This window comes from Bacillus sp. AM 13(2015) (assembly GCF_001518755.1).
Lineage (GTDB): Bacteria > Bacillota > Bacilli > Bacillales > Bacillaceae > Bacillus > Bacillus safensis.
The window spans coordinates 148,218-173,276 of record NZ_LKCP01000070.1; the positions used below are offsets into that span (position 1 = coordinate 148,218).

General features: G+C 39.8%; 27 protein-coding genes. 25 read left to right on the top strand and 2 right to left on the bottom strand.

From position 1 onward, the window contains the following. The first annotated feature begins 17 nt into the window (after nt 1–17). From AOQ70_RS12095 to AOQ70_RS12180, 18 genes are all read left to right on the top strand, one after another. On the top strand, nt 18–437 hold the full coding sequence (locus tag AOQ70_RS12095; RefSeq protein ID WP_039181808.1) for a TIGR03826 family flagellar region protein: 420 nt from the start codon (nt 18–20) through the stop codon (nt 435–437). 79 nt (nt 438–516) lie between these two features. Beyond that, complete coding sequence (flgM, locus tag AOQ70_RS12100) at nt 517–780, top strand: flagellar biosynthesis anti-sigma factor FlgM (RefSeq protein WP_024423620.1); 264 nt, start codon at nt 517–519, stop codon at nt 778–780. An 18-nt stretch (nt 781–798) separates the two neighbouring features. Further along, nucleotides 799–1,281, top strand: coding sequence for a flagellar protein FlgN (locus AOQ70_RS12105; protein ID WP_059376486.1), 483 nt, complete (start codon nt 799–801; stop codon nt 1,279–1,281). A gap of 15 nt (nt 1,282–1,296) precedes the next feature. Beyond that, entirely contained in the window at nt 1,297–2,817 is a 1,521-nt protein-coding gene (flgK, locus tag AOQ70_RS12110) for a flagellar hook-associated protein FlgK (RefSeq protein WP_058837539.1), read from the top strand. Between the two features lie 9 nt (nt 2,818–2,826). Next, nucleotides 2,827–3,735: a flagellar hook-associated protein FlgL gene (flgL, locus tag AOQ70_RS12115; protein ID WP_058837540.1), complete on the top strand. Its 909-nt coding sequence runs from the start codon at nt 2,827–2,829 to the stop codon at nt 3,733–3,735. A gap of 46 nt (nt 3,736–3,781) precedes the next feature. Continuing rightward, nucleotides 3,782–4,360, top strand: a complete 579-nt coding sequence (locus tag AOQ70_RS12120; RefSeq protein ID WP_041088049.1) for a DUF6470 family protein — start codon at nt 3,782–3,784, stop codon at nt 4,358–4,360. 28 nt (nt 4,361–4,388) lie between these two features. Further along, a complete protein-coding gene (gene fliW / locus AOQ70_RS12125; protein WP_041088051.1) occupies nt 4,389–4,823 on the top strand; it encodes a flagellar assembly protein FliW in 435 nt (144 codons plus the stop codon). Next, nucleotides 4,817–5,041: a carbon storage regulator CsrA gene (gene csrA / locus AOQ70_RS12130; RefSeq protein ID WP_008360181.1), complete on the top strand. Its 225-nt coding sequence runs from the start codon at nt 4,817–4,819 to the stop codon at nt 5,039–5,041. Before fliW ends, csrA begins: the two co-directional genes overlap by 7 nt. A 158-nt stretch (nt 5,042–5,199) precedes the next feature. Then, complete coding sequence (gene flaG, locus AOQ70_RS12135) at nt 5,200–5,541, top strand: flagellar protein FlaG (protein WP_039181788.1); 342 nt, start codon at nt 5,200–5,202, stop codon at nt 5,539–5,541. 20 nt (nt 5,542–5,561) lie between these two features. Then, a complete protein-coding gene (locus AOQ70_RS12140; protein ID WP_059376489.1) occupies nt 5,562–7,091 on the top strand; it encodes a flagellar hook-associated protein 2 in 1,530 nt (509 codons plus the stop codon). A 17-nt stretch (nt 7,092–7,108) separates the two neighbouring features. Continuing rightward, a complete protein-coding gene (gene fliS / locus AOQ70_RS12145) occupies nt 7,109–7,513 on the top strand; it encodes a flagellar export chaperone FliS (RefSeq protein WP_039181781.1) in 405 nt (134 codons plus the stop codon). Continuing rightward, nucleotides 7,510–7,851 carry a flagellar protein FliT gene (locus AOQ70_RS12150; protein ID WP_059376491.1) on the top strand — a complete coding sequence of 114 codons (342 nt, stop codon included), beginning with the start codon at nt 7,510–7,512 and terminating at the stop codon, nt 7,849–7,851. Before fliS ends, AOQ70_RS12150 begins: the two co-directional genes overlap by 4 nt. A 13-nt stretch (nt 7,852–7,864) precedes the next feature. Then, the gene (locus AOQ70_RS12155; RefSeq protein WP_039181775.1) at nt 7,865–8,245 is read left to right on the top strand and encodes a hypothetical protein; all 381 of its coding nucleotides are present in this window, start codon (nt 7,865–7,867) and stop codon (nt 8,243–8,245) included. Between the two features lie 33 nt (nt 8,246–8,278). Then, nucleotides 8,279–9,964 carry a methyl-accepting chemotaxis protein gene (locus AOQ70_RS12160; protein ID WP_047201869.1) on the top strand — a complete coding sequence of 562 codons (1,686 nt, stop codon included), beginning with the start codon at nt 8,279–8,281 and terminating at the stop codon, nt 9,962–9,964. A gap of 188 nt (nt 9,965–10,152) precedes the next feature. Next, a complete protein-coding gene (gene hpf / locus AOQ70_RS12165; protein WP_024423608.1) occupies nt 10,153–10,716 on the top strand; it encodes a ribosome hibernation-promoting factor, HPF/YfiA family in 564 nt (187 codons plus the stop codon). A 198-nt stretch (nt 10,717–10,914) separates the two neighbouring features. Beyond that, nucleotides 10,915–13,440: a preprotein translocase subunit SecA gene (secA, locus tag AOQ70_RS12170; RefSeq protein ID WP_034281086.1), complete on the top strand. Its 2,526-nt coding sequence runs from the start codon at nt 10,915–10,917 to the stop codon at nt 13,438–13,440. 67 nt (nt 13,441–13,507) lie between these two features. Continuing rightward, a protein-coding gene (gene prfB, locus AOQ70_RS12175) for a peptide chain release factor 2 (protein WP_098677688.1) occupies nt 13,508–14,609 on the top strand; the annotation gives its coding sequence in 2 pieces (ribosomal slippage) (nt 13,508–13,579 and nt 13,581–14,609; 1,101 coding nt in all). Nucleotides 14,610–14,733: 124 nt separating this feature from the next. Further along, complete coding sequence (locus tag AOQ70_RS12180; RefSeq protein ID WP_059376492.1) at nt 14,734–16,527, top strand: M3 family oligoendopeptidase; 1,794 nt, start codon at nt 14,734–14,736, stop codon at nt 16,525–16,527. Between the two features lie 16 nt (nt 16,528–16,543). Here AOQ70_RS12180 and AOQ70_RS12185 read toward each other — a convergent pair whose 3' ends face one another. After that, the gene (locus AOQ70_RS12185) at nt 16,544–17,278 is read right to left on the bottom strand and encodes an alpha/beta family hydrolase (protein ID WP_059376496.1); all 735 of its coding nucleotides are present in this window, start codon (nt 17,276–17,278) and stop codon (nt 16,544–16,546) included. A gap of 189 nt (nt 17,279–17,467) precedes the next feature. Here AOQ70_RS12185 and AOQ70_RS12190 point away from each other — a divergent pair, with 189 nt between their 5' ends. The 5 genes from AOQ70_RS12190 (at nt 17,468) to AOQ70_RS12210 (ending at nt 22,018) form a co-directional block, all read left to right on the top strand. Next, complete coding sequence (locus AOQ70_RS12190) at nt 17,468–18,316, top strand: YitT family protein (protein WP_059376498.1); 849 nt, start codon at nt 17,468–17,470, stop codon at nt 18,314–18,316. Nucleotides 18,317–18,364: 48 nt separating this feature from the next. Next, complete coding sequence (gene cccB, locus AOQ70_RS12195; protein WP_039181758.1) at nt 18,365–18,694, top strand: cytochrome c551; 330 nt, start codon at nt 18,365–18,367, stop codon at nt 18,692–18,694. Between the two features lie 381 nt (nt 18,695–19,075). Next, the gene (gene ftsE / locus AOQ70_RS12200; RefSeq protein WP_024423601.1) at nt 19,076–19,762 is read left to right on the top strand and encodes a cell division ATP-binding protein FtsE; all 687 of its coding nucleotides are present in this window, start codon (nt 19,076–19,078) and stop codon (nt 19,760–19,762) included. Then, the gene (ftsX, locus tag AOQ70_RS12205; protein WP_039181755.1) at nt 19,755–20,645 is read left to right on the top strand and encodes a permease-like cell division protein FtsX; all 891 of its coding nucleotides are present in this window, start codon (nt 19,755–19,757) and stop codon (nt 20,643–20,645) included. The genes ftsE and ftsX overlap by 8 nt, the downstream gene beginning before the upstream one ends. Before the next feature lie 110 nt (nt 20,646–20,755). Continuing rightward, nucleotides 20,756–22,018, top strand: coding sequence for a murein hydrolase activator EnvC family protein (locus tag AOQ70_RS12210; RefSeq protein ID WP_059376501.1), 1,263 nt, complete (start codon nt 20,756–20,758; stop codon nt 22,016–22,018). A gap of 49 nt (nt 22,019–22,067) precedes the next feature. Here the strand turns inward: AOQ70_RS12210 and AOQ70_RS12215 are convergent, their stop codons facing one another. Next, a complete protein-coding gene (locus tag AOQ70_RS12215; RefSeq protein ID WP_024423598.1) occupies nt 22,068–22,808 on the bottom strand; it encodes a sulfite exporter TauE/SafE family protein in 741 nt (246 codons plus the stop codon). A 153-nt stretch (nt 22,809–22,961) separates the two neighbouring features. On the opposite strand from AOQ70_RS12215, the gene ctpB reads away from it, so the two are divergent. Both ctpB and AOQ70_RS12225 read left to right on the top strand, forming a co-directional pair. After that, complete coding sequence (ctpB, locus tag AOQ70_RS12220) at nt 22,962–24,410, top strand: carboxy-terminal processing protease CtpB (RefSeq protein ID WP_059376506.1); 1,449 nt, start codon at nt 22,962–22,964, stop codon at nt 24,408–24,410. Between the two features lie 344 nt (nt 24,411–24,754). Beyond that, on the top strand, nt 24,755–25,059 hold a 305-nt coding region (locus AOQ70_RS12225), incomplete at its 3' end, for a swarming motility protein SwrAA (protein ID WP_059376508.1).

A 25,059-nucleotide genomic window follows, 5' to 3' on the forward strand; every position in this document is an offset into this window, starting at 1 on the left:
CGTAAGGGGTTTTGGTTATGAATCAATTGGCAAACTGTCCACAATGTAATCAGCTATTTTTAAAAACCACCATCCAAACGGTTTGTAACAAATGCTATGAAGAAGAAGAACGTTCTTTTGATATCGTATATAAATTCTTGAGGAAGCAAAGTAATAGACAATCAACCATCGCTGAAATAGTAGATGCAACTGAAGTTGATGAAGAATTAATCTTGAAATTTATTCGTTTGAAAAGACTGCAAATTAGTCAATTTCCGAATATTAATTATCCTTGTGAAAGATGTGGCAAAGCGATCAGGAAAAACAAGCTATGTAGCCAATGTGAACAGGATATTCATTCGCAAATCAGCCAAATGAACCAAGAAGAAGAGCGTAAAAGGGAGATTGAATCTAGGAAAAAAGACACCTATTATGCCATTAATCCTAAAAACGACTGATTCCCTAAACTAAGTTGCAGTTTGGTCGATAAAATGGATAGAATCAAGACAGACTGTAACGGAAAGCGAGAGGAATCCCGTGAAAATTAATCGATATGGAACACAACCAGTAAATCCTTACAAGAAAACATATGAGAAACAAACGTTGCAATCGAATCAAGCAAAATCAACTGATAAAGTCGAAATTTCTAAAAAGGCAATCGAAATGCAAAAGGTGCCGAATATTATGAGAGAACGTCAAGATAAAATTGACCAAATTAAAAAAAGCATTGAAGCCGGAACATATCAAGTAGATACAAAAGGCATTGCAGATAAAATGCTGAATTTTTATAAACAACAATAACAAAAGGGAGCAGCGTGAATGTCAGTTAAAATAATTATTGAAGAACTGCATCGTCTCTATGGATTGCATGAACAGCTATTAAAGTTGTCTAAGGATAAAACAGAAATGCTGAAAAGCAATGAGATTGATGCTCTTTCAGAGGTTCTGAATTTAGAGCAAAAGTATATTCAGGCCATTTCTCAATTAGAAGAAAAACGAATTGAAGCTACCGTTCAATTTTTACAAAGTGATCAATCACCAACCATCACTGTATGTATCGAAAAGGCTGAAGGTACAGATCAAGAAGAGCTCATTTCATTATATGAGAAACTAAATGACATCATGGTGGAACTAAAAGATGTAAATGAACTGAACAAGCAGCTTATTCAGCAGTCACTTCAATTTATTTCACTGACATTCGATCTCGTTAACCCCAATAAAGAAAATATGAATTACGGACAAAATGGTCTTGAGAGTTCAAAGCCTAAACAGCAAAGGGCTTTGTTTGATTCAAAGGCGTAAACAAGGAGGATACCAATGGGTTCTACATTCATGGGACTAGAAACGGCAAAAAGAGGAATCACAGCCCAGCGAGCAGGGCTTTATGTCACATCAAACAACGTCTCCAATGCAAATACGGATGGCTACTCAAGACAAAGAGTGACCTTTAAAGCAGAAAATCCTTATCCAGTCCTTTCTGTTTATGATGGAAAGACGTATGGTCAAATGGGAACAGGTGTACAAGTTGGAACGGTTGAAAGAATTCGAGACAGCTTTTTAGATCTACAATATAGAGATCATAACAACAACTTGTCTTACTACTCAACGAAGTCAGATGCCCTTTCACAGATGGAAGGGGTTATGAATGATTTGACGGATGAAGGCTTGAACAGAGCTTTTGATAACCTATGGAAATCATTACAGGTCTTATCAGAAACAAAAAATGCTGATACAGCTTCTGCACGTACAGTTGTTAAAACAAGTGCACAGGCTCTAGTTGACCAATTCCGTCTGCTCAATTCTTCTTTAACAACGGTACAAAAGAATTTGAAAACGGAACTCGATTCAACAGCCAAAGATGTAAACACTCTTTTATCTCAAATAGATGAAGTGAACAAACAGATTGCAGCTGTTGAGCCAAATGGATATCTTCCAAATGATCTTTATGATACACGTGATACTTTGGTAGATCAATTATCCTCACTTGTTGATATTAAGGTCAGCTACAATCCACCTGGCGGTAATGCACTTAAAATTGCTGAAGGAACTGTCAACATCGACATTATCGGTGCAAATGGACAATCTGCTGGAAACATTTTGAATGGTATTACAAATGAAAAGTCTGAACTGCAAATCTCTTACGATAATACTACGGGACTTGTTAACTCACTTCAATTCGGAACAACAACTATTGCAGCGGATCAATTACAAGTAAACGGTAAAGTAAAAGCACTTGTTGAGGCTTATGGCTACATGTCAAACGGTGCTGAAAAAGGCATGTATCCAGATATGCTTGCAGAACTGGATGAAGTAGCACAAGTATTCATGGATACATTTAACGATGTACATAAACAGGGGTACACGTTAACTGGTGCAAGTGGACAAGACTTTTTTGATATCGAGAATAACAATGAGTTGAATAAAGGTTTGGCAGCTCGTATTAAAGTGAGCGATGTCATTTTAGCATCAACAGATAATATTGCAGCATCTCTCAATCAAACTCAAGGTGACGGTTCGAATGCTACGAAATTAGCTAATATACAAGACTTAAAATTACCAATCGGCGGAAATACAACGACCATTCAGGATTATTACCAAAATGTTATTGCTGAGATGGGGGTACAAGGGAAAAAGAACATGACGCTTGAAAGCAGTTCAGCTGCTCTTGTCAATTCAGCCAATGAACGTAGAATGTCGACTAGTGCTGTCTCCATCGATGAAGAAATGACGAATATGATCCAATTCCAGCATGCATATAATGCGGCTGCGAGAATTATGACATTACAAGATGAAGTACTGGATAAGGTAATAAACGGCATGGGTGTCGTAGGAAGGTAGGGATAACGGATGCGAGTCACACAAGGTATGATTTCTCAAAACTCACTTCGAAATATTAGTAAAAGTTACGAAAAACTTTCTAAAATTAATGAGCAGGCACAAACAGGAAGACGTTTCACGAAAACGTCTGATGATCCTGTTGCAGCAGTAAAAAGCCTTCAATATAGTACTGCCTTGTTTCGAAATGAACAATATAAAAATAACTTAAATGAAGCACAAAACTGGATTGATACATCTGAAACAAGTGTCACTGAAATCATTGATATTATGTCAAATATACGAGATAAAGTGCTTGATGCGGCAAATGGAACAAAGCAGCCAGAAGATTTAGAAGCTATCGGAGTGGAAATTGGTCAGATGAAAAATCAAATCATCGATGCAATGAACACTCAAATGCTAGGTAAGTTCGTATTTAATGGGACGAATACAAATGTTAAACCAGTTGTTGAGAATGCAGACGGAACGTATACATTTAACTTCGAAAATTATACAGATGCGAATGCTGTTCAAGCGAATATTTCTGATGGGATTACTTTAAATGTAAACTCAAATCCAATCTCAGCGTTTGGTGGACAGGCCAACGGTCAAAATGTCATTGAAATGCTGACTGATTTAGAAAATTCATTGAAAAATGGAACATTCGCGAATTCTGATGATGCATTAGGAAGTATCGATCAGTTTAAAGAAGTGATGAGTGCTGAGCGATCTGACCTAGGAGCGCGTTCAAATCGTGTTGACTTAGTAGCAAGCCGTTTGACTTCACAATACCAAGTATTGAAAAATGCTAAATCAGATAATGAAGATGTTGAAAGTGAAAAGGCAATTCTTGATCTTCTTCAACAAGAGACGGTGAATAGAGCTGCTTTAGCGACAACAGCTAAAGTCATTCAGCCATCCCTTGTTGATTTCTTAAGATAATAAAAAGCATCCGTAGGGTGCTTTTTTGCATCATGGAGGTGAACATATGCAAATCCCTAGATTGTTAATGCAGCAAACCTATGCAAAGCTTCAAATGTCGACAACTCCTTCTCGCCAAGAAGTAGAGCAGCCACGAGCGGACCTTGAGATTCAGCAACCGCGAGCTGTCATGAATATCAAAAGGACACCATCGAAATTAACCATTGATCAAACCGAGGCATTTGCCGATATGGACATCAAGTCGATTTTTAGACGTTCTGAGGAATGGGCAGCTGAGGGGAAGCGTGCTGTTGGAGAAGGAATGGGCCGAAGAGCGGAAGAAGGAAGTGAACTTATCAAGATCGAGAATGGCGGGAATGCGATTGCTGAGTTTGCCAAGATCAACGGCAGTCCTCCAGCAAAACAATTCACCATTGGTGTGATACCTTCATTCTTTAGTGTGAAAATTCACTATCAGCCTTCTGAGCTTCAAATTGATGTGGAGCCGCAAAAAGCTGTCATAGAGGCAACACCTCATAAACCAATCGTTAACTACCAGCCAGGTAAGGTCAATATTGATATGTTACAATACCCAGAATTAAAAATAGAAGTTGACGAAACGGGCCAAAATGGTGATAAGGTATAGTTAAGAAAAACGAAAAAGGTCGTGAATTATGATCATTCAAACAAAATACCATGGTGAAGTGACAATCAAAGAGGAGCAAATCATCAACTTCTCTAACGGGATACCAGGATTTCTGGATCAAAAACAGTTTGTCATTTTGCCTTTATCAGAAGAATCTCCGTTTTTAGTTCTTCAATCATTGAAAAACGCAGCATTAGGCTTTATCGTCAGCAGTCCGTTTTTATTCTTCAATCAATACGAATTTGATTTAGACGAAACGGTTGTAGACATTCTGGAAGTAGAAGATGCCAATGATGTGGAAGTAATGGTTATTTTAACAATGGAATCATCTATTGAAAAAACAACAGCTAATTTAAGAGCGCCTATTATTGTGAACCGGAAAAACATGAAAGCCAAGCAGGTGATTTTGCATGATTCAGCCTATCATACAAAACATTTGTTAGAGGTGGCATCCTCATGTTAGTGCTGTCTCGTAAATTAAACCAGTCAATTCAAATAGGCGATGATATTGAAGTCAAGATTATTTCAATCGAGGGCGATCAAGTGAAAGTCGGGATTGAGGCTCCTAAGCACATCGATATTCACAGGAAAGAAGTGTACCTGTCTATTCAAGAAGAGAACAATCGTGCTGCGAGCTTATCCTTAGATCTCCTCTCTCAATTATCCTCACAAAAAAAGTGAGGATTTTTTTGCATTCAGCTGTCCTTCTCCGTGTGAAAGCGTTCCGATACAGATGTTCATGATCTATAGGAAACTTTAACAAATCGGTCCATCTATATTTAATTTGCAAATTCAAAGCCGATATAAAAGATAGATTAAAGCACAGGAGCTGAATAACTATGTCTGTTGGTAAGTTGACATCACTAGAGCCAATTATCGATGCATTTCAAACCCGTGTTTCTAATAACCAGAATGACAATGTAAACTCTGACTCACAAGCAAATGGCAGGGCTGTTTCAAAAGAAGAAATTGAAAAAACGCTTCAAGGCGCAAACAAGCTGATTGAACCTACTCAATTTCATCTTCAATTTGAATTACATGAAAAACTCAATGAATATTATGTCAAAGTCGTAGATAACCAAACAGAAGAAGTTATTAGAGAAATTCCTTCCAAGGAATGGCTTGATTTCTATGCGGCAATGACAGAAATTGTCGGTTTATTTGTAGATAAAAGAATGTAAATGAAGGGAGAACATAAACAATGGTCAATCGTATTACTGGATTTTCAAATGTGTTCGATATTGATGAAATCGTATCAAAGCTGATGAAAACGGAGCAGGCACCACTTGATACAATGACGCGCCAAAAACAAACACTTGAATGGCAAAGAGACAGCTATCGCGAGGTTAATTCGAAAATTAAAGAATTAGATGATTTGATCAACAGTTTAAAGTTAAATCTTCCAAGCACATATGGTGCCAAAAAGGTGACAAGCTCTAATGAATCTGCTGTCACAGCAACTGGATCAACAAATGCGACCTCTGGCTCTATTCATGTCACTCAGCTAGCGACAGCTTCCGTCTTCAAATCTTCTGGTACATCTGGATTTACACCAACAAACGGAACGTTTACGTTTGAAGTGACGACACCAGATTCGACAAAACCAAAAATGGTGACAATCAATACTTCTGATACCGACACAATTGATGACATCGTGAAAAAGCTGAACAGCGCACAATTAGGTGTGACGGCTTACAAAGGCCAAATCTCTGATGGCACTAACTACGTGGATACAATTGCTCTTACTTCTCGGACAACGGGTGAAGGCGTCAGTATTAAAGCAGCTGATGGCAATTCGGCTTCATTTTTAACGCAATTAGGATTCCAAGTAGATGGAGATAACAAATTAGTTGCGACCACTCAAGGACAGAAGGCGCAATACGAGATTAATGGTCTGAAAATGGAGAATAACAACAATACATTCACACAGGCTGATATTACGTACGAGCTTAAAGCAACCACAGATAAGCCCGTCAGCTTAAACGTTTCAACAGATGTTGATGCCATATATGATAAAATCAAACAATTTGTTGATAAATATAACGAACTCGTTGAGCAGATTAATGGAAAAGTCAATGAAAAGAAAAACAGAGACTATCATCCATTAACGGCTGAAGAGAAAAAAGCGATGTCTGAAAAAGAAATAGAGCTATGGGAAACGACCGCGAAGTCTGGCTTGCTGAGAAGTGATTCCATTTTACGATCTGGTGCCTCTAAAATAAGAAGTGATTTGTATGCTAATATTACGACAAGTGATGGGGATAAAATCCAACTCACACAAATCGGTATTTCGACATCATCCAGCTATAAAGATGGCGGGAAGCTTGAATTTATTAAGGGTAGTGATGGAGTAGAGAAATTAAAAAAAGCCATTGAAGAAGACCCGGAGAAGGTCAGACAAATGTTCATCTCGGGTAGTTTAATTGTGGATTCAAAAGATAAAGACAAAGCGCAGCAGCAATATCAAGAACAAGGAATCATTTATCGTGTCAAAAATTCCTTATCAGCCTTAACGAAAAGTATTCAAAAAAAGGCTGGCAGCACAACAATGGAATCAAAGGAATACGGACTGGGTAAGGACCTTGATTCTTTGACAAAACGAATGAGTACATTCCAAGATCGCTTAAAAATGGTTGAAGCCCGTTACTACAAAAAGTTTAATGCCATGGATAGTGCAATTCAAAAGCTAAACAACCAATCTGGCTACCTTTCTCAACTGCTTGGACAATAATTGGAGGTTTATAACATATGGCAATACAGAACCCTTATGCCGCCTATCAGAAAAATTCTATTGAGACCGCAACACCTGCCGAGTTGACGCTTATGCTTTATGAAGGCTGCTTAAAGTTCATCAGAATAGCGAAGCATGCCATTCAAAAAGAGGATGCAGAAACGAGAAACTTGAACCTGAAAAAGGCTCAAAACATTATTCAAGAATTAAATGTCACCTTAAATCGTTCCTATGACGTATCAAAGAGTATGGCAAGTATGTATGATTACATTTATCGCAGACTGATAGAAGCTAATCTTCAAAATGACGAAGAGATATTGAATGAAGTAGAACAGTACGTAACTGATTTCCGTGATGCGTGGAAGGAAGTCATTCAAACCGATCGAAAAGGCCGTCACCACTCTATCGGGGGCTCTCTATGAGTATTGTGGACCAGCTGCATGATCAAACATTAAAAATGGCAGCCGAAATAGCGGGAAATCCGCAAAGTGAGACACTGGTTGAAGACTTTGATGCCTTTTTAATTGAGAGAGACGAATTAATGAGAGATATAAAGCATGAATTGACGGATCAAGAAAAAGAGAAAATCCGAGAAATCATACAAACAGATCAAGAGATGGCGAAGCAATTAACGGTTATCCAAAATGGGATAAAAGCAGATATTCAAGCCATTCAAAAAAAGAAAACAAAACAGCTGAATTATCAAAATCCATACCAGCCCATAACAAGTGACGGCGTATATTACGATAAACGGAAATAAATAGGTGAGACCTGTGGCGTATCGTTCAAATGACTATATTTTATTAACCACATATTATGAACTTCTATACACGATAGAAGAGAGTCTAAAATATTTAGATGAAATTGAGAAGGATTTTGACAAAACAGAAGGGGATCGGATCTTTAATGATCTGATCCATGCCTTCTTTCATTTAGACACAACACACCCCCTTCTGCTTTCAATTATTGAAAATGAACACTTTGCCAAAACGATTCGTTCGTTTGATCAAATATTTTTAAGTTTTGATATACTAGCTTTCTATACATTCCCTTCAAATCACTTCCAATCATTCCTGAAATCATATTTTATACCTGAATATAGAAAGTGGATGGATGAAATACATGCCTGTATGAGGCCGTATGTCATTCATTAATTTTTGTCCAATTCAGACCATTCGGAGGAAATTATGAGACTAAAAAATCAATTTTTATTTGGGCTTATTGTCATATGTGTATTGTTTGTCAGTATGTTAGGATTCTCAAGCTTTCTCTATTACAAAACAGATCAATCCTATAAAGCGTTATTAAGCAAGGAAGTGAAGCTTTATCAGACCTCGCTGGAATTAGAGGCGCTTCTGCAAAAGCAGGAAGCACAGATCAAAACATATGTTGTCGTCCAAGATGCTGAAAATTTGCAGAAAATTGAGCAAACATATGAAGATATTAATAAAAAAACAACAGAAGCTTCGAAATTAAGTACGGTCAAACAAGCAAAAAATCTATTAGATCAAATCTCAGAAAAAAATTATCTCTACTACACCTCAACGAATCGATTATTTAATTCATTAAATATGCAAAATCAAAAAGAATTCAACACCCGCCTCACTCAAGAATTACAACCTATCGAACAAGAAATACATACCTTTACAAAAGAATTCGCTCAAAACCAGTTAAAACAACGTGATCAAAAAATCAATCAGCTCAATCAAGATAGTAATCAATTATTGCTTACACTCATTTTGGTCAGTGCAGCGATTATTGTTGGCTTTCTGGTGATTGGTGTCAGATTCGTTCATCGCATGACAAAACCAATTGTTTCTGTCACAAATGCCGCAAGAAGGATGGCAGATGGTGACCTGACCCTTGAAGAGATTGAAGTGACCTCTAAAAATGAGATTGGCCAGCTCGGCACAGCCTTTAATCAAATGACGGCTCATTTGCGTCAGCTTATTTTGCAGGTGCAAAGCGGATCAAGACAGCTTGCTGATTCTGCTGCTCAATTTGAGGAAACCATCAGTCAAACGATATCGGCTAGTGAGCAGACATCTAGCTCGATCGAACAGGTCAGTGAAGCTTCACGTGAACAATCAGATGCGGTCGGAAAAGTCGCCTCTGCCATTCAAGAAGTATCGACTGGCATGCAAAATGCAGCTGTACACACGTCCGATGTTTCGGGTCACTCAATTTCAGTGACTGAAAAGGCTGAAGAAGGTGCCGCTCTTATTCAACAATTTGTGAAACAAATGAGTTCTATTAAAGAATCTGTGAATGAACACCATTCCACAATGGCCAATGTACAAGCTCAGTTTACAGGCATTCAAGGTCTGTTAGGTCATATCCATGCCATTGCTGACCAGACGAATTTACTTGCTTTAAACGCAGCCATAGAAGCAGCAAGAGCGGGAGAACATGGAAGAGGTTTTGCAGTTGTAGCAGATGAAGTGAGGAAGCTGGCAGAAGAATCTAGTCAACTGACAGATCAAATTAGTCAATTACTCGAGAACGTGAACAAAGATACAGAAAGGTCATCGCAATCGATGACGAAGGTTGAGCGGGATGTAGCAGAGGGTGTAAAAGTATCACAATTATCTGAACAGAGCTTCCATGAAATCCTGGAATCTATTCGTGATATTTCAATGAAAGCCGAAGAGCTGTCAGCCACTGCAGAACAAATTTCTGCTAGTACAGAGGAAATTTCTCAAACGGTTGGTGTCATTGAAGAAGGTGCGAAACGAAACTCAGAAGAAACAGAATACATGTCTGCTGCTGTTGAAGAATCATTAGCGGCCAATGAAGAGATGAAAGCCGCTGCGGAGGATTTAAAATCCTTGTCTCAATCGCTGAAAACATCGATTTCATCTTTTACCATTTAATGTGCGCTGGTCTTTTTCAAGAATCAGACGAATATATATTCATCACCTATCAAGAAACAGTTGAAGCACCGCAAAATTCGACAAATTTCAATAAATATTCACATTTTTTTTACGTTTGAGCAGGAGAAAAGGAGGGAAAAGTAGAAATAGGTTTACATATCCTTAATTTTAAAGGAGGCGTTCTTTACATGAATTACAATGTCAGAGGAGAAAACATCGACGTAACACCTGCACTAAGAGATCATGTCGAGAAAAAAATTGGAAAGCTGGAGCGTTATTTTGAGACAGATGTTGATGCTTCAGTCAACGTGAACTTGAAGTTTTACAACGATCAAGAATCTAAAGTTGAGGTTACCATTCCAATGACTGATCTAGCACTTCGAGCTGAGGTGCATAATGAGGATATGTACAATGCAGTAGACCTAGCAGCCAGTAAATTAGAACGTCAAATTAGAAAGCACAAAACAAAAGTAAACCGTAAATTCCGCGAGCAAGGTGCGAAAAAGCACTTATTTGCTGGAGGAAATGGTACGGCTGAAGTAGCAGTTCAAGATGACGAAGAGATTGATGAAACAGAAATCGTCAGACAAAAACGTTTCAACTTAAAGCCGATGGATAGCGAAGAGGCCATTCTCCAAATGAACATGTTAGGTCATAGTTTCTTCGTTTTCACAAATGCTGAGACAAATTTGACCAATGTGGTTTATCGCCGAAATGACGGTAAATATGGACTCATTGAGCCAAACGCTTAAATATCAGTAGATGCTGATTCAAAAACAACCTAAATAAAGTAAACCCGTTCCTTTCATAAGGGGCGGGTTTTTTGTGCGAAATTATGGCAAATTCTTTGGAAATGAAAGAAGGTATGGTATGATAAATGCAGGAAAATATGGACCTGTCAAACTTTTGGACATGCCGAAAAATTGCATGAAATAGAGGAGCGTTATTATATGCTTGGAATCTTAAACAAAGTGTTTGATCCTACGAAACGTACGATCAGCCGATATGAAAAAAAGGCAAATGAAATCGAAGCTCTCGCTCAAGATTTTGAAAAATTATCTGACGAGGCTTTACGAAATAAAACGATTGAATTTAAAGAAAAACTTGAAAAAGGACAATCCGTGGATGACCTGTTGGTTGAAGCATTTGCTACGGTTCGCGAGGCTTCCCGCCGCGTAACAGGAATGTTCCCATTTAAGGTGCAGCTTATGGGGGGGATCGCACTTCACGAAGGCAACATCGCTGAAATGAAAACAGGTGAAGGGAAAACATTGACATCCACAATGCCTGTTTACTTAAATGCTCTTTCTGGAAAAGGCGTCCACATCGTGACAGTCAACGAATATTTGGCAAGCCGTGATGCGCAGGAAATGGGCAAAATTTTTGAATTCCTTGGTTTAACGGTCGGCTTAAACTTAAACAGCTTAGACAAAGATGAAAAAAGAGAAGCGTACGCCGCTGATATCACGTATTCAACAAACAATGAACTCGGCTTTGACTATTTACGAGATAACATGGTGCTTTACAAAGAGCAGATGGTTCAGAGACCACTTCATTATGCTGTGATCGATGAGGTTGACTCCATTTTAATTGATGAAGCGAGAACACCTCTTATTATTTCTGGACAAGCTGCGAAATCAACAAAGCTTTACGTACAAGCCAATGCATTTGTCCGTACATTAAAAATCGAAGATGATTTCACGTATGATATTAAAACAAAAAGTGTGCAGCTGACTGAAAGCGGAATGACGAAGGCGGAAAAAGCATTCGGCATCGAGAACCTGTTTGATGTCAAACATGTCGCGCTCAACCATCACATCGCTCAGGCGCTGAAAGCACATGTTGCGATGCAAAAAGACGTGGATTACGTGGTAGAAGAAGGCCAAGTAGTCATCGTTGACTCCTTCACAGGACGTTTAATGAAAGGACGCCGTTATAGTGAAGGTCTGCATCAAGCCATCGAAGCAAAAGAAGGTCTTGAAGTGCAGAACGAAAGCATGACACTAGCAACAATTACGTTCCAGAACTACTTCCGTATGTATGAAAAGTTATCTGGTATGACTGGTACAGCAAAAACGGAAGAAGAAGAATTCCGTAACATTTACAACATGCAGGTTGTGTCAATCCCGACCAATCAACCAGTAGTTCGTGATGACCGACCTGATTTAATTTACCGCACAATGGATGGTAAATTTAAAGCAGTGGCTGAGGATGTTGCGCAGCGCTATATGACAGGACAGCCAGTTCTTGTCGGAACAGTAGCAGTTGAGACATCTGAGCTTATTTCTAAGCTGCTTAAAAATAAAGGCATTCCTCATCAAGTGTTAAACGCGAAAAACCATGAGCGTGAAGCACAAATTATTGAAGAGGCTGGTCAAAAAGGTGCTGTGACCATTGCGACAAACATGGCAGGACGTGGTACAGACATCAAGCTTGGCGAAGGTGTAAAAGAACTTGGAGGTCTGGCTGTTATCGGGACAGAGCGTCATGAATCACGTCGGATTGATAACCAGCTTCGCGGACGTTCTGGACGTCAAGGAGACCCAGGGATTACCCAATTCTATCTATCCATGGAAGATGAATTGATGCGCCGATTTGGTGCAGAGCGAACGATGGCAATGCTTGACCGCTTTGGCATGGATGACTCTACACCAATCCAAAGTAAAATGGTGTCTAAAGCCGTTGAATCATCGCAAAAACGTGTAGAGGGGAACAACTTTGATTCCCGTAAGCAGCTTCTGCAATATGACGATGTGCTTCGTCAACAGCGTGAAGTGATCTACAAACAGCGTTTTGAAGTCATCGATTCCGACAACTTAAAATCAATTGTCATCAATATGATCCAATCTTCAATTGAGCGTGCTGTGGGATCTTATACGCCAAAAGAAGAGCTGCCTGAAGAATGGAAACTAGATGGTCTTGTTGAATTAATCAACACGAACTATTTAGACGAAGGTGCCATCACGGTCAAAGATATCTTCGGTAAAGAAGCAGATGAAATCACAACTTTCATCATGGATCGTATTAAAGAAAAATACGATGCAAAAGAAGAAACATTTGGCGAAGAACAAATGCGTGAATTTGAAAAAGTCATCGTTCTTCGTGCGGTGGATTCGAAGTGGATGGACCATATCGATGCAATGGATCAGCTGCGTCAAGGTATTCATTTACGTGCGTATGCACAAACGAATCCGCTACGTGAATACCAAATGGAAGGATTTGCGATGTTTGAGCATATGGTTGCTTCAATTGAAGATGATGTGGCCAAGTATGTCTTGAAATCAGAAATCCAAAACAACCTAGAACGCGAAGAAGTGGTTCAAGGTCAAACAACGGCTCATCAGCCACAAGAGGGCGATGAGGAGAAGACAGTGAAGAAAAAGCCGGTACGTAAAGTCGTAGACATTGGACGAAACTCTCCATGTCACTGCGGAAGCGGCAAGAAATATAAAAATTGTCATGGGAAGACAGAATAAGTAATGGAAAGAGGTGAAAACCTCTTTCTATTCATGTCAGCCCCCATACATCTATGAGGTGAAGGATATGGAATTAGTAGAAATTAGACAAGAGCTTGAAAATATGGCTAGCAGGCTAGCTGATTTTAGGGGGTCTCTTTGACTTAGAAACAAAAGAAGCCAAAATCGCAGAGCTTGAAGCGACGATGTCAGAGGCTGATTTTTGGAATGATCAGCAAAAGGCTCAAGGCGTTATCAATGAAGCCAATGCACTGAAGGATTCTGTGAATTCCTATCATGAGCTCAGTGAATCGCATGAAGAGCTGCAAATGACGCATGACTTATTAAAGGAAGATTATGACGAAGAGCTTCATGCAGAGCTTGAAAAAGAGCTGAAGAACTTAACGAAGCAATTTAACGAATTTGAGCTGCAGCTTCTCTTAAGCGAACCTTATGATAAAAACAATGCCATTCTGGAGCTTCACCCAGGTGCAGGCGGTACCGAATCACAGGACTGGGGTTCTATGCTTCTGAGAATGTACACTCGCTGGGCAGAGCGCAGAGGCTTTAAGGTCGAAACGCTTGATTACCTTCCAGGTGATGAGGCAGGAATTAAGTCGGTGACATTGCTGATCAAAGGGCATAATGCGTACGGTTATTTAAAAGCAGAAAAAGGTGTCCATCGTTTGGTCCGTATTTCTCCTTTTGATTCATCTGGCCGTAGACATACATCCTTCGTTTCATGTGATGTTATGCCGGAATTCAATGAAGAAATTGATATTGATATTCGCACAGAGGATATCAAGGTAGATACGTATCGTGCAAGCGGTGCAGGCGGACAGCACGTTAATACGACGGACTCTGCTGTTCGTATTACACACATTCCAACCAATGTCGTCGTGACGTGCCAAACAGAAAGATCACAAATCAAAAACAGAGAACGTGCGATGAAAATGTTGAAATCGAAACTTTATCAAAAACGGATCGAAGAACAGCAGGCAGAATTGGATGAAATCAGAGGAGAGCAGAAAGAAATTGGCTGGGGAAGCCAGATTCGCTCTTATGTATTCCACCCTTATTCTCTTGTGAAAGACCATCGAACCAATACGGAGATGGGAAATGTTCAAGCGGTGATGGATGGAGATTTAGATTCATTTATCGATGCATACCTACGTTCGAAATTATCATAAAAACTCGGCTTCTTGCCGGGTTTTTTTAATTGTGAGAAAATATAATGAATATAAAGGAATACTTACGACATACTGATTCTATATCCTTTGTATGATGAAATTAGCAAATAAAGGGGGAAATATTTTGGGATTAACACCATTGCAAGAAACGTGGGATTTAGATGCCTTTTTTAAAGGAGGCAGTTCTTCACCAGAATTTAAGACATACCTGCAAACCATTCAGCAGCTATTAGATGAATTACGACAAAAGGTGGATGCCTTTTCAAAAGAAGATACACACATTGAAAGCAAATTAACGTCTGTCCTTGACACGTATGAAACTACATATAAAAAATTGTCTCAAGCAGGTTCATTTGTATCCTGCCTCCAAGCTCAAAATACGAAGGATATGAAAGCAGGCAGCCTTCGAGGTACGATTGCCAAGCTAGAAGCTGATTTAGGAACTATCCTTGCACTATTTGATCAAGCGCTTGCTGCTATTTCTGCAAACAAGTGGGAAGAACTGATGAATTCAGCAGCCTTTTCAGATGTCCGCTACATATTAAATGAGCGAAGAGACCGTGTGAAGGATCAATTACCTGTTGAACAAGAAACACTGATTCAAAAGCTTGCTGTAGATGGGTACCATGCGTGGGATGAGCTTTATTCCAGCTTAGTGAATAAAATTACCATTCCGTTTGAACAGCATGGTGAAACGCAGATGATCTCTGTAGGCCAAGCGGAAAATGCTATGGATGATTCAGATCGTGAAATCAGAAAAGCCGTTTACCACAACCTAGAGCATGCATGGACGCAGGATGAACATTTATTTGCAAGTACGCTCAATCACCTTGCTGGTTTTCGTTTGCAAGTGTATGAAGCAAGAGGCTGGGATCACATTTTAAAAGAGCCGCTTGAAATTTGCCGTATGAAACAAGAAACCCTTGATACAATGTGGTCTGTGATTGATGGACATAAGCAGCCATTCATTGATTATTTACACCGAAAAGCTGAGATGCTTGGAGTGGATAAGCTGAGCTGGTTCGATGTTGGGGCTCCTATCGGCAGTGAGACCAAAATCTATCCTTATCAAGAAGCAGCTGCTTTTATTGTGAAACATTTCGCTGGATTTGGAGAAGAGCTCGCTGCTTTTACAGAAAAAGCCTTTAACGAACGCTGGGTAGAAGCTGAGGACCGTCCAAACAAACGGGTAGGCGGCTTTTGTACAAATTTCCCTGACAGCGGAGAATCACGCATTTTTATGACCTTCTCAGGTAGTCCATCCAATGTGGCGACACTAGCGCATGAGCTTGGTCATTCGTTCCATCAGGACGTGATGCAGGATGTTCGCATTCTGAATCGTAAATACGCAATGAATGTAGCTGAAACAGCGTCCACCTTCGCGGAAATGATTGTAGCTGATGCTTCATTAAAAGAAGCGGCAAATGAAGAGGAGCGTCTCAGCTTGTTAGAGGATAAGCTGCAGCGCAGTGTAGCATTCTTCATGAACATTCAATCTCGTTTCTTGTTTGAACAGCGATTTTATGAAGAGCGTAAACAAGGAGAAGTGCCGGCTGACCGATTGAATGAATTGATGGTCGAAGCGCAGAAGGAAGCGTTTGGTGACTCATTAGATGAATACCATCCTCATTTCTGGGCATCTAAGCTGCATTTCCATATCACGAATGTTCCATTTTATAATTTCCCATACACCTTTGGATACATGTTCTCGTTGGGGATTTATGCAAAAGCATTGCAGGCTGGTACATCGTTTGAAGAGAAATACATTGCATTATTAAAAGATACTGCTTCAATGACAGTGGAAGATTTAGCTAAAAAGCATCTAGGCGTTGATCTTACCCAAAAAGCATTTTGGGAAGAAGCCATTCGTTTGGCTGTAGCAGATGCTGAAGAATTTTTAGAAGTGACGAAAAAATAAAAATGAAAAGCTCCCATTATGGGAGCTTTTTTGCTGGCTTCAGCCAATCCAGCATTGTTTGAATGAGATCATTTTGCTGCGACAGGGCTGGAATGTCCGCCGGCTGATCTCCTTTTTGTTTGCCATACATGCCAAATTGCGCATGATTCCCGCCTTTTATTTCATGATAAACGGTTTGAGACGGCAGATTTGCTTTCGATTTTTTGATTTTCTCTTGTGTTGCCAGCCCATCCTTTTCACCTGAAATAGAGAGGACTTTTAGTGACGATTGTTTCAGGTCATCTGATGCTGGATAAGATGCTAGGAAAAAGAGTCCATCTAGCTTGCTCTGATTTTTTTCTGCAAACATAGCGGCAGCTGCCCCGCCAAGTGAATGTCCGCCAATATACCAGTGTTTGATCGTTTGATGATCTTTGATGATGTCCTGCGCTTTGTTTGGATTGAAGATCGCAAAGGAAAATGGCATGTCAGGGATAAAGACAGAGTAGCCTTTTTTCATCAGCGTATCCCCAATATAGGTATACGCAAGTGGTTCCACCTTTGCCCCAGGATAGAGAATGATGCCAGTATCACTTTTTGATGCTTCAAATGTATAAACATCGTTTTTATGTTCCACTTGCTCCATGTTCACCTGTTTTTTTAATGCTTCTGATGGTCCGTATGTAAAGCGGCTCCATGTATAGAAAGCACCAAAAGCTAAGATGATCAGTGCAAGTAATGTCATAACTGTTATCTTCAGTATTTTCTTCATCGCATGCCCCTTCTTTCTCATGTACATATTAAATATACCATCATTTACTCCTATGCCAACCGGCAAGTACGCTGATCCGTCTGTGTGATAAAGTATTAATCCATTAGCACTGCATTTGGCTGTTATTTACAATCGTTTTAAGAGGGCTTAAAATAGGTGTGCATTCAGAAGTAACGGAGGAAGAAAGACATGAAGCAGGGACATTCACAATTTTGGATCGAAGTGAAAAATTATTTGTTCATTTTAATCGGATCTGCCATTGTGGCGATTGGATTTAATACGTTATTATTACCGAATCAGATTGCAGCAGGCGGTGTGAGCGGAATTAGTACCATTATGCAGTCATTCGGCTTTGAAGCAGCGTATGTGCAATGGGGGCTCAATATTCCGCTGTTTATCGCTGGCTTTTATTTATTAGGTGGTACATTTGGAGTGAAAACACTCGTTGGCTCGATTTTTTTACCTTTCATGGTGTTTGTCACAAGACATATTGCACCTGTCACACATGAAGCGCTGCTGGCAGCTATTTTTGGCGGTGTGGTCATTGGAATCGGTATAGGGCTCGTGTTCCTTGGGAATGGATCAACAGGTGGAACGGCACTTGCTGCCAAAATCATCAATAAGTACACCGGACTCACGCTAGGCACATGCTTAGCGATGATGGATGGTTTGATTGTTCTGGCTGCAATGACAATCTTTGGAATCGAAGAGGGGCTGTACGCGGTTATTGGTGTGTTTATTTCGAGTAAAACGATTGATGTGGTACAGGCTGGCTTCAGTCATTCGAAAATGGCGATGATCATTACCGGGCATGAAGATGAGGTCAGACAGGCGGTTTTTGATCAAATTGACCGCGGTGTGACGAAGATCTCAGCAGTCGGAGGATATACCGATCATGACCGCCCAATTTTGATGTGTGTCGTTGGGCAGTCACAATTCACAAAGTTGAAACAAGTGGTGAAAGCAATCGATGCATCAGCATTTGTCATTGTAATGGATGCAAAAGAGGTGCTTGGTGAGGGTTTTAAAAGGGCATAAACAAGGATATAATAGCGTTGACCAAATGATTGTAAGGGAGGGAAATAGATGAAAAAAAGCGGATTAACGATGCTATTTGCATCAATGCTTCTTGTTCTGGCGGCTTGTGGAGGAAATTCAAGCAGCAGCGAAAAAGAAGGCAGCAAAAGTGCTTCATCTGTGAGCAGTGGTGAGGAGATCTATCAGCAAAACTGTATTGGCTGTCATGGGAAAGACCTATCTGGCGGAGGCGGACCAAGCCTGAAAGAAGTAGGGAAGAAATATAATGAAAGCCAAATCGCAGATATTGCGCAAAACGGTAAAGGCTCTATGCCAAGCGGAATGGTAGATGAGAAGCAAGCAAAAGAAGTAGCAAAATGGCTTGCAGAGAAAAAATAAAACCTTTGTCTAATCGACAAGGTTTTTTGTTTTTTATATGTAGAAAAAGACTTTTGGATAGTATGAAAACGCATTATATTAAATTATATTTAAAAAATAAGGGTATAAAGGCATGTTTTTCGATTTTGATTGTTCTATTTACCTTTTATTTATAAGTTTTGAAATATAAATGTAATACCATTGCGTCGATTCATGACGTATAATTGGAGTTGTTGAAAATGAGACGATTCAATTTTTTCATCTTTTTGGATGAAAAGGACATAAATTGCTAGTAAGTATCGAAGGGTATGTGCGTAACCATACATAACGTTTTTTGACGAGAAGTGTCAAAACATCATGATAAGCTGTTAGTCAGCGAATAAGAAAAGATTAGGTGATTACATGATTCAAATGAAGGAAGTCTACAAGATCTATCCTAATGGCGTAAAGGCGATCAATGGAATCAATGTCTCTATCCATCCAGGAGAGTTTGTGTATGTTGTTGGTCCCAGTGGTGCTGGTAAATCCACTTTCATCAAAATGATGTATCGTGAAGAGAAACCAACCAAAGGGCAAATCTTAATTAATAACAAAGATTTAGGTTCAATGAAGGAAAAAGAAATTCCTTACGTAAGAAGAGAAATTGGCGTAGTATTCCAAGATTTCAAGCTGCTTCCAACTCTTACTGTGTTTGAGAACGTTGCATTTGCTCTTGAAGTAATTGGTGAACAGCCTCATATCATTAAGAAAAAAGTGCTTGACGTTCTCGATCTGGTCCAGCTAAAACACAGAGCCCGCCAATTTCCTGACCAGCTGTCTGGCGGTGAACAGCAGCGTGTATCTATCGCTCGGTCGATCGTCAATAGCCCTGAGGTCGTCATTGCAGATGAGCCGACAGGAAACCTTGATCCAGACACTTCCTGGGAAATCATGAAGACGCTCGAAGAGATTAATAACCGCGGAACAACAGTGGTTATGGCGACACACAACAAAGAAATTGTAAACACCATGAAGAAACGCGTCATCGCAATCGAAGATGGAATGATTGTGCGTGACGAAGCAAGAGGGGAGTACGGAATTTATGATTAAAACTCTCTCGCGGCATTTACGTGAGAGCTTCCGTTCACTAGGAAGAAACACGTGGATGACTTTTGCATCAATTAGTGCGGTTACTGTCACATTGATTTTAGTTGGGGTTTTCCTTGTGATTATGCTCAACTTGAATAACATGGCATCGAACGCTGAAAAAGAAGTAGAAGTAAAAGTATTAATCGAATTAACGGCGAATCAAAAGCAGCAGGATGAATTAAAAGCAGAAATTGAAAAGATTCCTGAAATCAGTAATGTGAAGTACTCATCTAAGGATGACGAACTGAAAGCTTTGATTAAAAGCTTTGGAGAAAATGGACAATCCATGGGACTTGTTGATCAAGAAAATCCATTAAACGATGCGTTCATTGTGAAAACAACAGATCCTCACGATACACCAAAAGTAGCGAAGAAATTAGAAAACCTAAAGGGTACATATAAGGTAACCTATGGGAAAGAAGAGGTCAGCCGACTCTTTAATGTAGTCGGAGTAGCGCGTAATGTCGGCATTGTGCTCATTATTGGGCTGTTATTTACAGCTATGTTCTTAATCTCCAATACGATCAAAATTACGATCTTTGCTAGACGTAAAGAAATTGAGATTATGAAGCTGGTAGGTGCAACGAACTGGTTTATTCGCTGGCCATTCTTCATTGAAGGATTATTGCTTGGTGTATTTGGCTCCATTATACCTATTGCTCTATTGCTTGGCACGTATCAATATGCAGTGGGCTGGGTCGCACCGAGAGTACAAGGCTCATTTATTTCAATGCTTCCATACAACCCGTTTGTCTATCAAGTATCACTGATCCTGCTAGTGATCGGTGCAATCATTGGGGTATGGGGAAGCTTAACGTCTATCCGTAAATTCTTAAAAGTATAAATATATTTTGATGGCAGCACTCGAGGATTCTATAGAAGATGTGACCGGTTGATCCGATTCATCCGGTCGGCTCTTCATGTCGACAGTTGTCATGGGAGGGGAATATCGTTTTGAAAAGAAAGCTGATGATGGCTGGAATGGCAGCGTTTATTGGAACAACGTGGCTATACATTCCAGGGAACGAGAATCGTGCATTCGCATTCGAAGACCTAGATCAAAAACGTCAACAAATCGAAGAGAAAACATCGAAGACTGAATCAAACTTGAAGAAGAAGAAGTCAGAGCTGGCAAAGCTTGAAAAGAAAGAATCAAAGCTCAAGAAAGAAATTGAACAAATTGACCAAAAGGTAAGTACTGCAACTGAAAAAGTCGCTGAAAAAGAGAAAGAAGTTAAAAAAACAAAGCAAGAGATCAAGAAGCTGAAAAAAGACATTCAAGTCATTAATGAGCGAATTGAAAAGAGAAAAGCCATATTCAAAGACCGAATTCGTTCAATGCAAAAAAGCGGCGGTACGATCAACTATTTAGATGTGCTGCTAGGTGCTCGCAGCTTTAGTGATTTTGTCGGTCGTGTTGGGGCTGTCACAACGATTGTCGAAGCAGACAAAGACATGATTACAGAACATGAAAATGATTTAAAGCTGGTGGAGCAAAAAGAAGCAGAGCTAAATAATCAGCTAAGTGGACTTGAAACATCTCTGAAAGAGCTAGAAGCACTAAAAAAAGAATTATCTAAGAAGCACAAAGAAAAAGAACACATCTTAGGTGATGTGACAGATAAAAAAAATCATGCACATGATGAACTAGGCAAGCTTGAGAATGAACAAGAAATTCTTGCGAACCAAAAAGCGGCTGTGAAGTCTGAGGAAGCACACCGTCAAAAGGAAGAAGCGGCGAAAGCAAAACAGGCAGCTGAAAAAAATGCACCTGCACCTCGTAGCGGCGGCTCAGATCAAGTATCTGATACACCAGCAAACAGCTCAGGCTTTATTAAACCAGCTGCAGGGCGTTTCTCATCTGGCTTTGGCGGACGTTCTGGCGGAAACCACTTCGGATTAGATATTGCAGCAAAAGGCACAGTTCCTGTCTATGCAGCAGCATCTGGAACCGTCACAAACTCAAGCTACTCATCTAGCTACGGAAATGTTGTGTTCATTACGCACAATATCAATGGACAGACATATCAAACTGTATACGCCCACCTGTCTACAAGAAGTGTGTCAACAGGACAGAGAGTTGAACAAGGACAATTCCTTGGCTATATGGGAAATACCGGCCAATCGCATGGTCAGCATCTTCATTTTGAAATTCATAAAGGATTATGGAATGGCGCGAAATCAAATGCAGTCAATCCAGCGCAATATATCCGCTAATCAAAAAGCCGATAACATGACGTTATCGGCTTTTTTTGTCTAGATAGAATTAAAATAACAGCAGTAACCCGGCAATAATAGGTGTTAACAGAACAGCTGATTTCAATAAGAGCTTCGGTGCAAGGCGTGTGAATTTCGCGCCTATAAATGCGCCTAAGACGGTTCCAATTAATATTTGGATCAGCAAGATAAAATCAACATAGCCCTCTGAAATATATCCAATTCCACCGCCGATGGAAATCGGAATAATGACAAGCATCGTCGTGCCAACAGCTTGCCGAATCGACAGCTTCAGTAAAATCAAAAGTCCTACTTGAATAAACGGTGCAGACCCGATACCAAACATGCCTGACAGCATTCCAGACACAAGGCCTAAAATAATGCCTCTTGTCATCAGCTGGCGTGAAGAAAGCGGCTGCTGCTCAGCCTCTTCATTAAGAACAAATAGTTTGATCATCATAAAAACAGCGGATAAAAAAAGCATCCCTGCTGTTAAATAGTGCAGACTCTCTTCTGGAATAAAAGGAGCGACCTTAGCCCCGGCAAAAGAAGCAATACAAGCCAGAGCCCCGACAATCAAACCAGATTTCAACTGAATGTTCCCTTCCCTGTAGTGGCTATATGCACCTGATAGTGTCGTAAATGCCATAGCGGCTAATGACGTCCCGAGTGCTGTATGGATAGGGATATCAAAAATTAATGTAAGCAATGCGATGACAAATCCCGCCCCGCCTGCTCCTACAAAACCTAATAAAATTCCTAATAAAAGCATCGTCAAGATAATATACATAGCGAAGACTCCTTCTCAATCATAACAAAATAAAAATTACACCTAATAAAATGATTCGTCAAGCCTTCACGGGAGAATGTCTTTACATGAAATCCCTTCTTCTGGCATATAATAACTCAGGTCATCAGGAAGAGTTGAAGAAGGAGGCCAAATATGAAAAAACAAATCGCATCTATTATGGCAAGTGTCGTTCTCTTAATAAGTGCAGGTGTGATGACGCATAAAGAGGGAACTCATGCGGAGTCACCGCATGCAGCTGCTGCAATGGCTGGACAAGCTCAATCAAGTGATAAGGCGAAAGAGAATGGGATGGAAAAGATCGAGAAAGCCTATGACCTTATTTCGAATGAATATGTAGAGGAAGTGGATCGGCAAAAGCTGCTTGAAGGCGCGATCCAAGGAATGCTTTCGACGTTAAACGATCCATATTCAGTATACATGGACAAGCAAACCGCAAAGCAATTTTCTGATTCGCTTGATTCTTCCTTTGAGGGAATTGGGGCAGAAGTGGGGATGGATGAAGGAAAGATCATTATCGTCTCCGCCTTTAAAAAATCCCCTGCGGCAAAAGCGGGTCTAAAGCCGAAAGATGAAGTCATTAGCATTGACGGTGAACCTATGAAAGAAAAAAGCTTAAACGATGCTGTGCTGAAAATAAGAGGGAAAAAAGGAACTTCTGTCGCCTTAACAATTAAACGAAACGGGATTGAAAAAGAGCTAACGTTCCATATCAAACGAGAGGAAATCCCGCTTGAAACAGTGACTTCCTCTGTAAAAGAGGTCAATGGGCATAAAACAGGCTATATTGCGATCTCCAGCTTCTCTGAAGATACGGCGAAGGATTTCACGTCAAGCCTGAAACAGCTCGAGAAAAAGGGCATAGAAGGCCTTGTACTGGATGTGAGAGGAAACCCTGGCGGCTATCTGCAAAGTGTGGAAGATATTTTAAAGCATTTTATTACGAAGGATCAGCCCTATATTCAAATCGCAGAACGGAATGGCGACCGAAAACGATATTTTTCAAAACTGAAAGAACAAAAGCCTTACCCAGTCAATGTCTTAATTGATAAAGGCAGTGCTTCCGCTTCGGAAATACTTGCTGGAGCCATGAAAGAAGCCGGAAAGTATGAAGTTGTCGGTGATGTCTCCTTTGGAAAAGGAACTGTGCAGCAGGCGGTTCCGATGGGAGATGGAAGTAATATTAAATTAACGCTGTATAAATGGCTCACGCCAAAAGGCAATTGGATTCACAAAAAAGGCGTCGTACCGACAATTGCGATTCATCAGCCGGATTACTTTACCGCAGGTCCGCTTCAGCTAAAAGAACCGCTTCAGCTTGATATGAACAATGAAGAAGTGAGACAAGCCCAGACGCTGTTAAAGGGATTGTCATTTGACCCTGGCAGAGTAGATGGATACTTTGATGAAGAAACGAAAAAGGCCGTACTTGCCTTCCAAAGCACATACAATCTCGATAAATCAGGTGTCATTGATTTGAAAACAGCGGAAATGATGAACAAAATGGTGGATGAAGTGAAATCATACGAAAAAAATGACCTTCAATTACAGACTGCACTAAAAGCACTATATCTTAAAAAATAAAGAGGCGAATAATAGCCTCTTTTTTTTGGTTCATAAGTGTCATGAACATGTAATAATTTATGATTAAAAATAAATTATATCGAGAAATATATTCATTTATTTTACAAAAAACATAACATTCCTTCGATTTTACCCGATAACATATGTATATAAGAGACTTTCTGTTGATTTAAACATGTCATGAAAATGAAACTTTTGAAAGTTGTATGTTACATAAATAATTCTTACAATAAAAAGTAGCACTCATTTTAAATATTTTATTTTTTGCGGATATTCAGCTTGAGCATTAAGCTGTACCGAGGTTTGCGCTTTTCTTAAAAGAACTAGTAAATGGGGGTACACAATTGAAAAGGGCAAGTATTGTGAGAGAGAAAAAATATTACGAGTTGGTAGAGGAACTTAAGAGTCGTTCGAAAGATGTGACGTTTTCCGCTACAAAGGCATTAAGTCTGCTCATGCTGTTAAGCAGGTACTTGGTCAATTACACAACGGTAGAATCAGTCGACGAAATCGATGAAGACTGTGCTGAGATATACTTCAATTATTTAATGGATAATCATAAGAGACTTGGTATAAACTTAACCGACATCAAGAGGTCGATGCAGCTGCTCGGCGGCATACTAGATGTAGATGTCAATCACTACTTAAA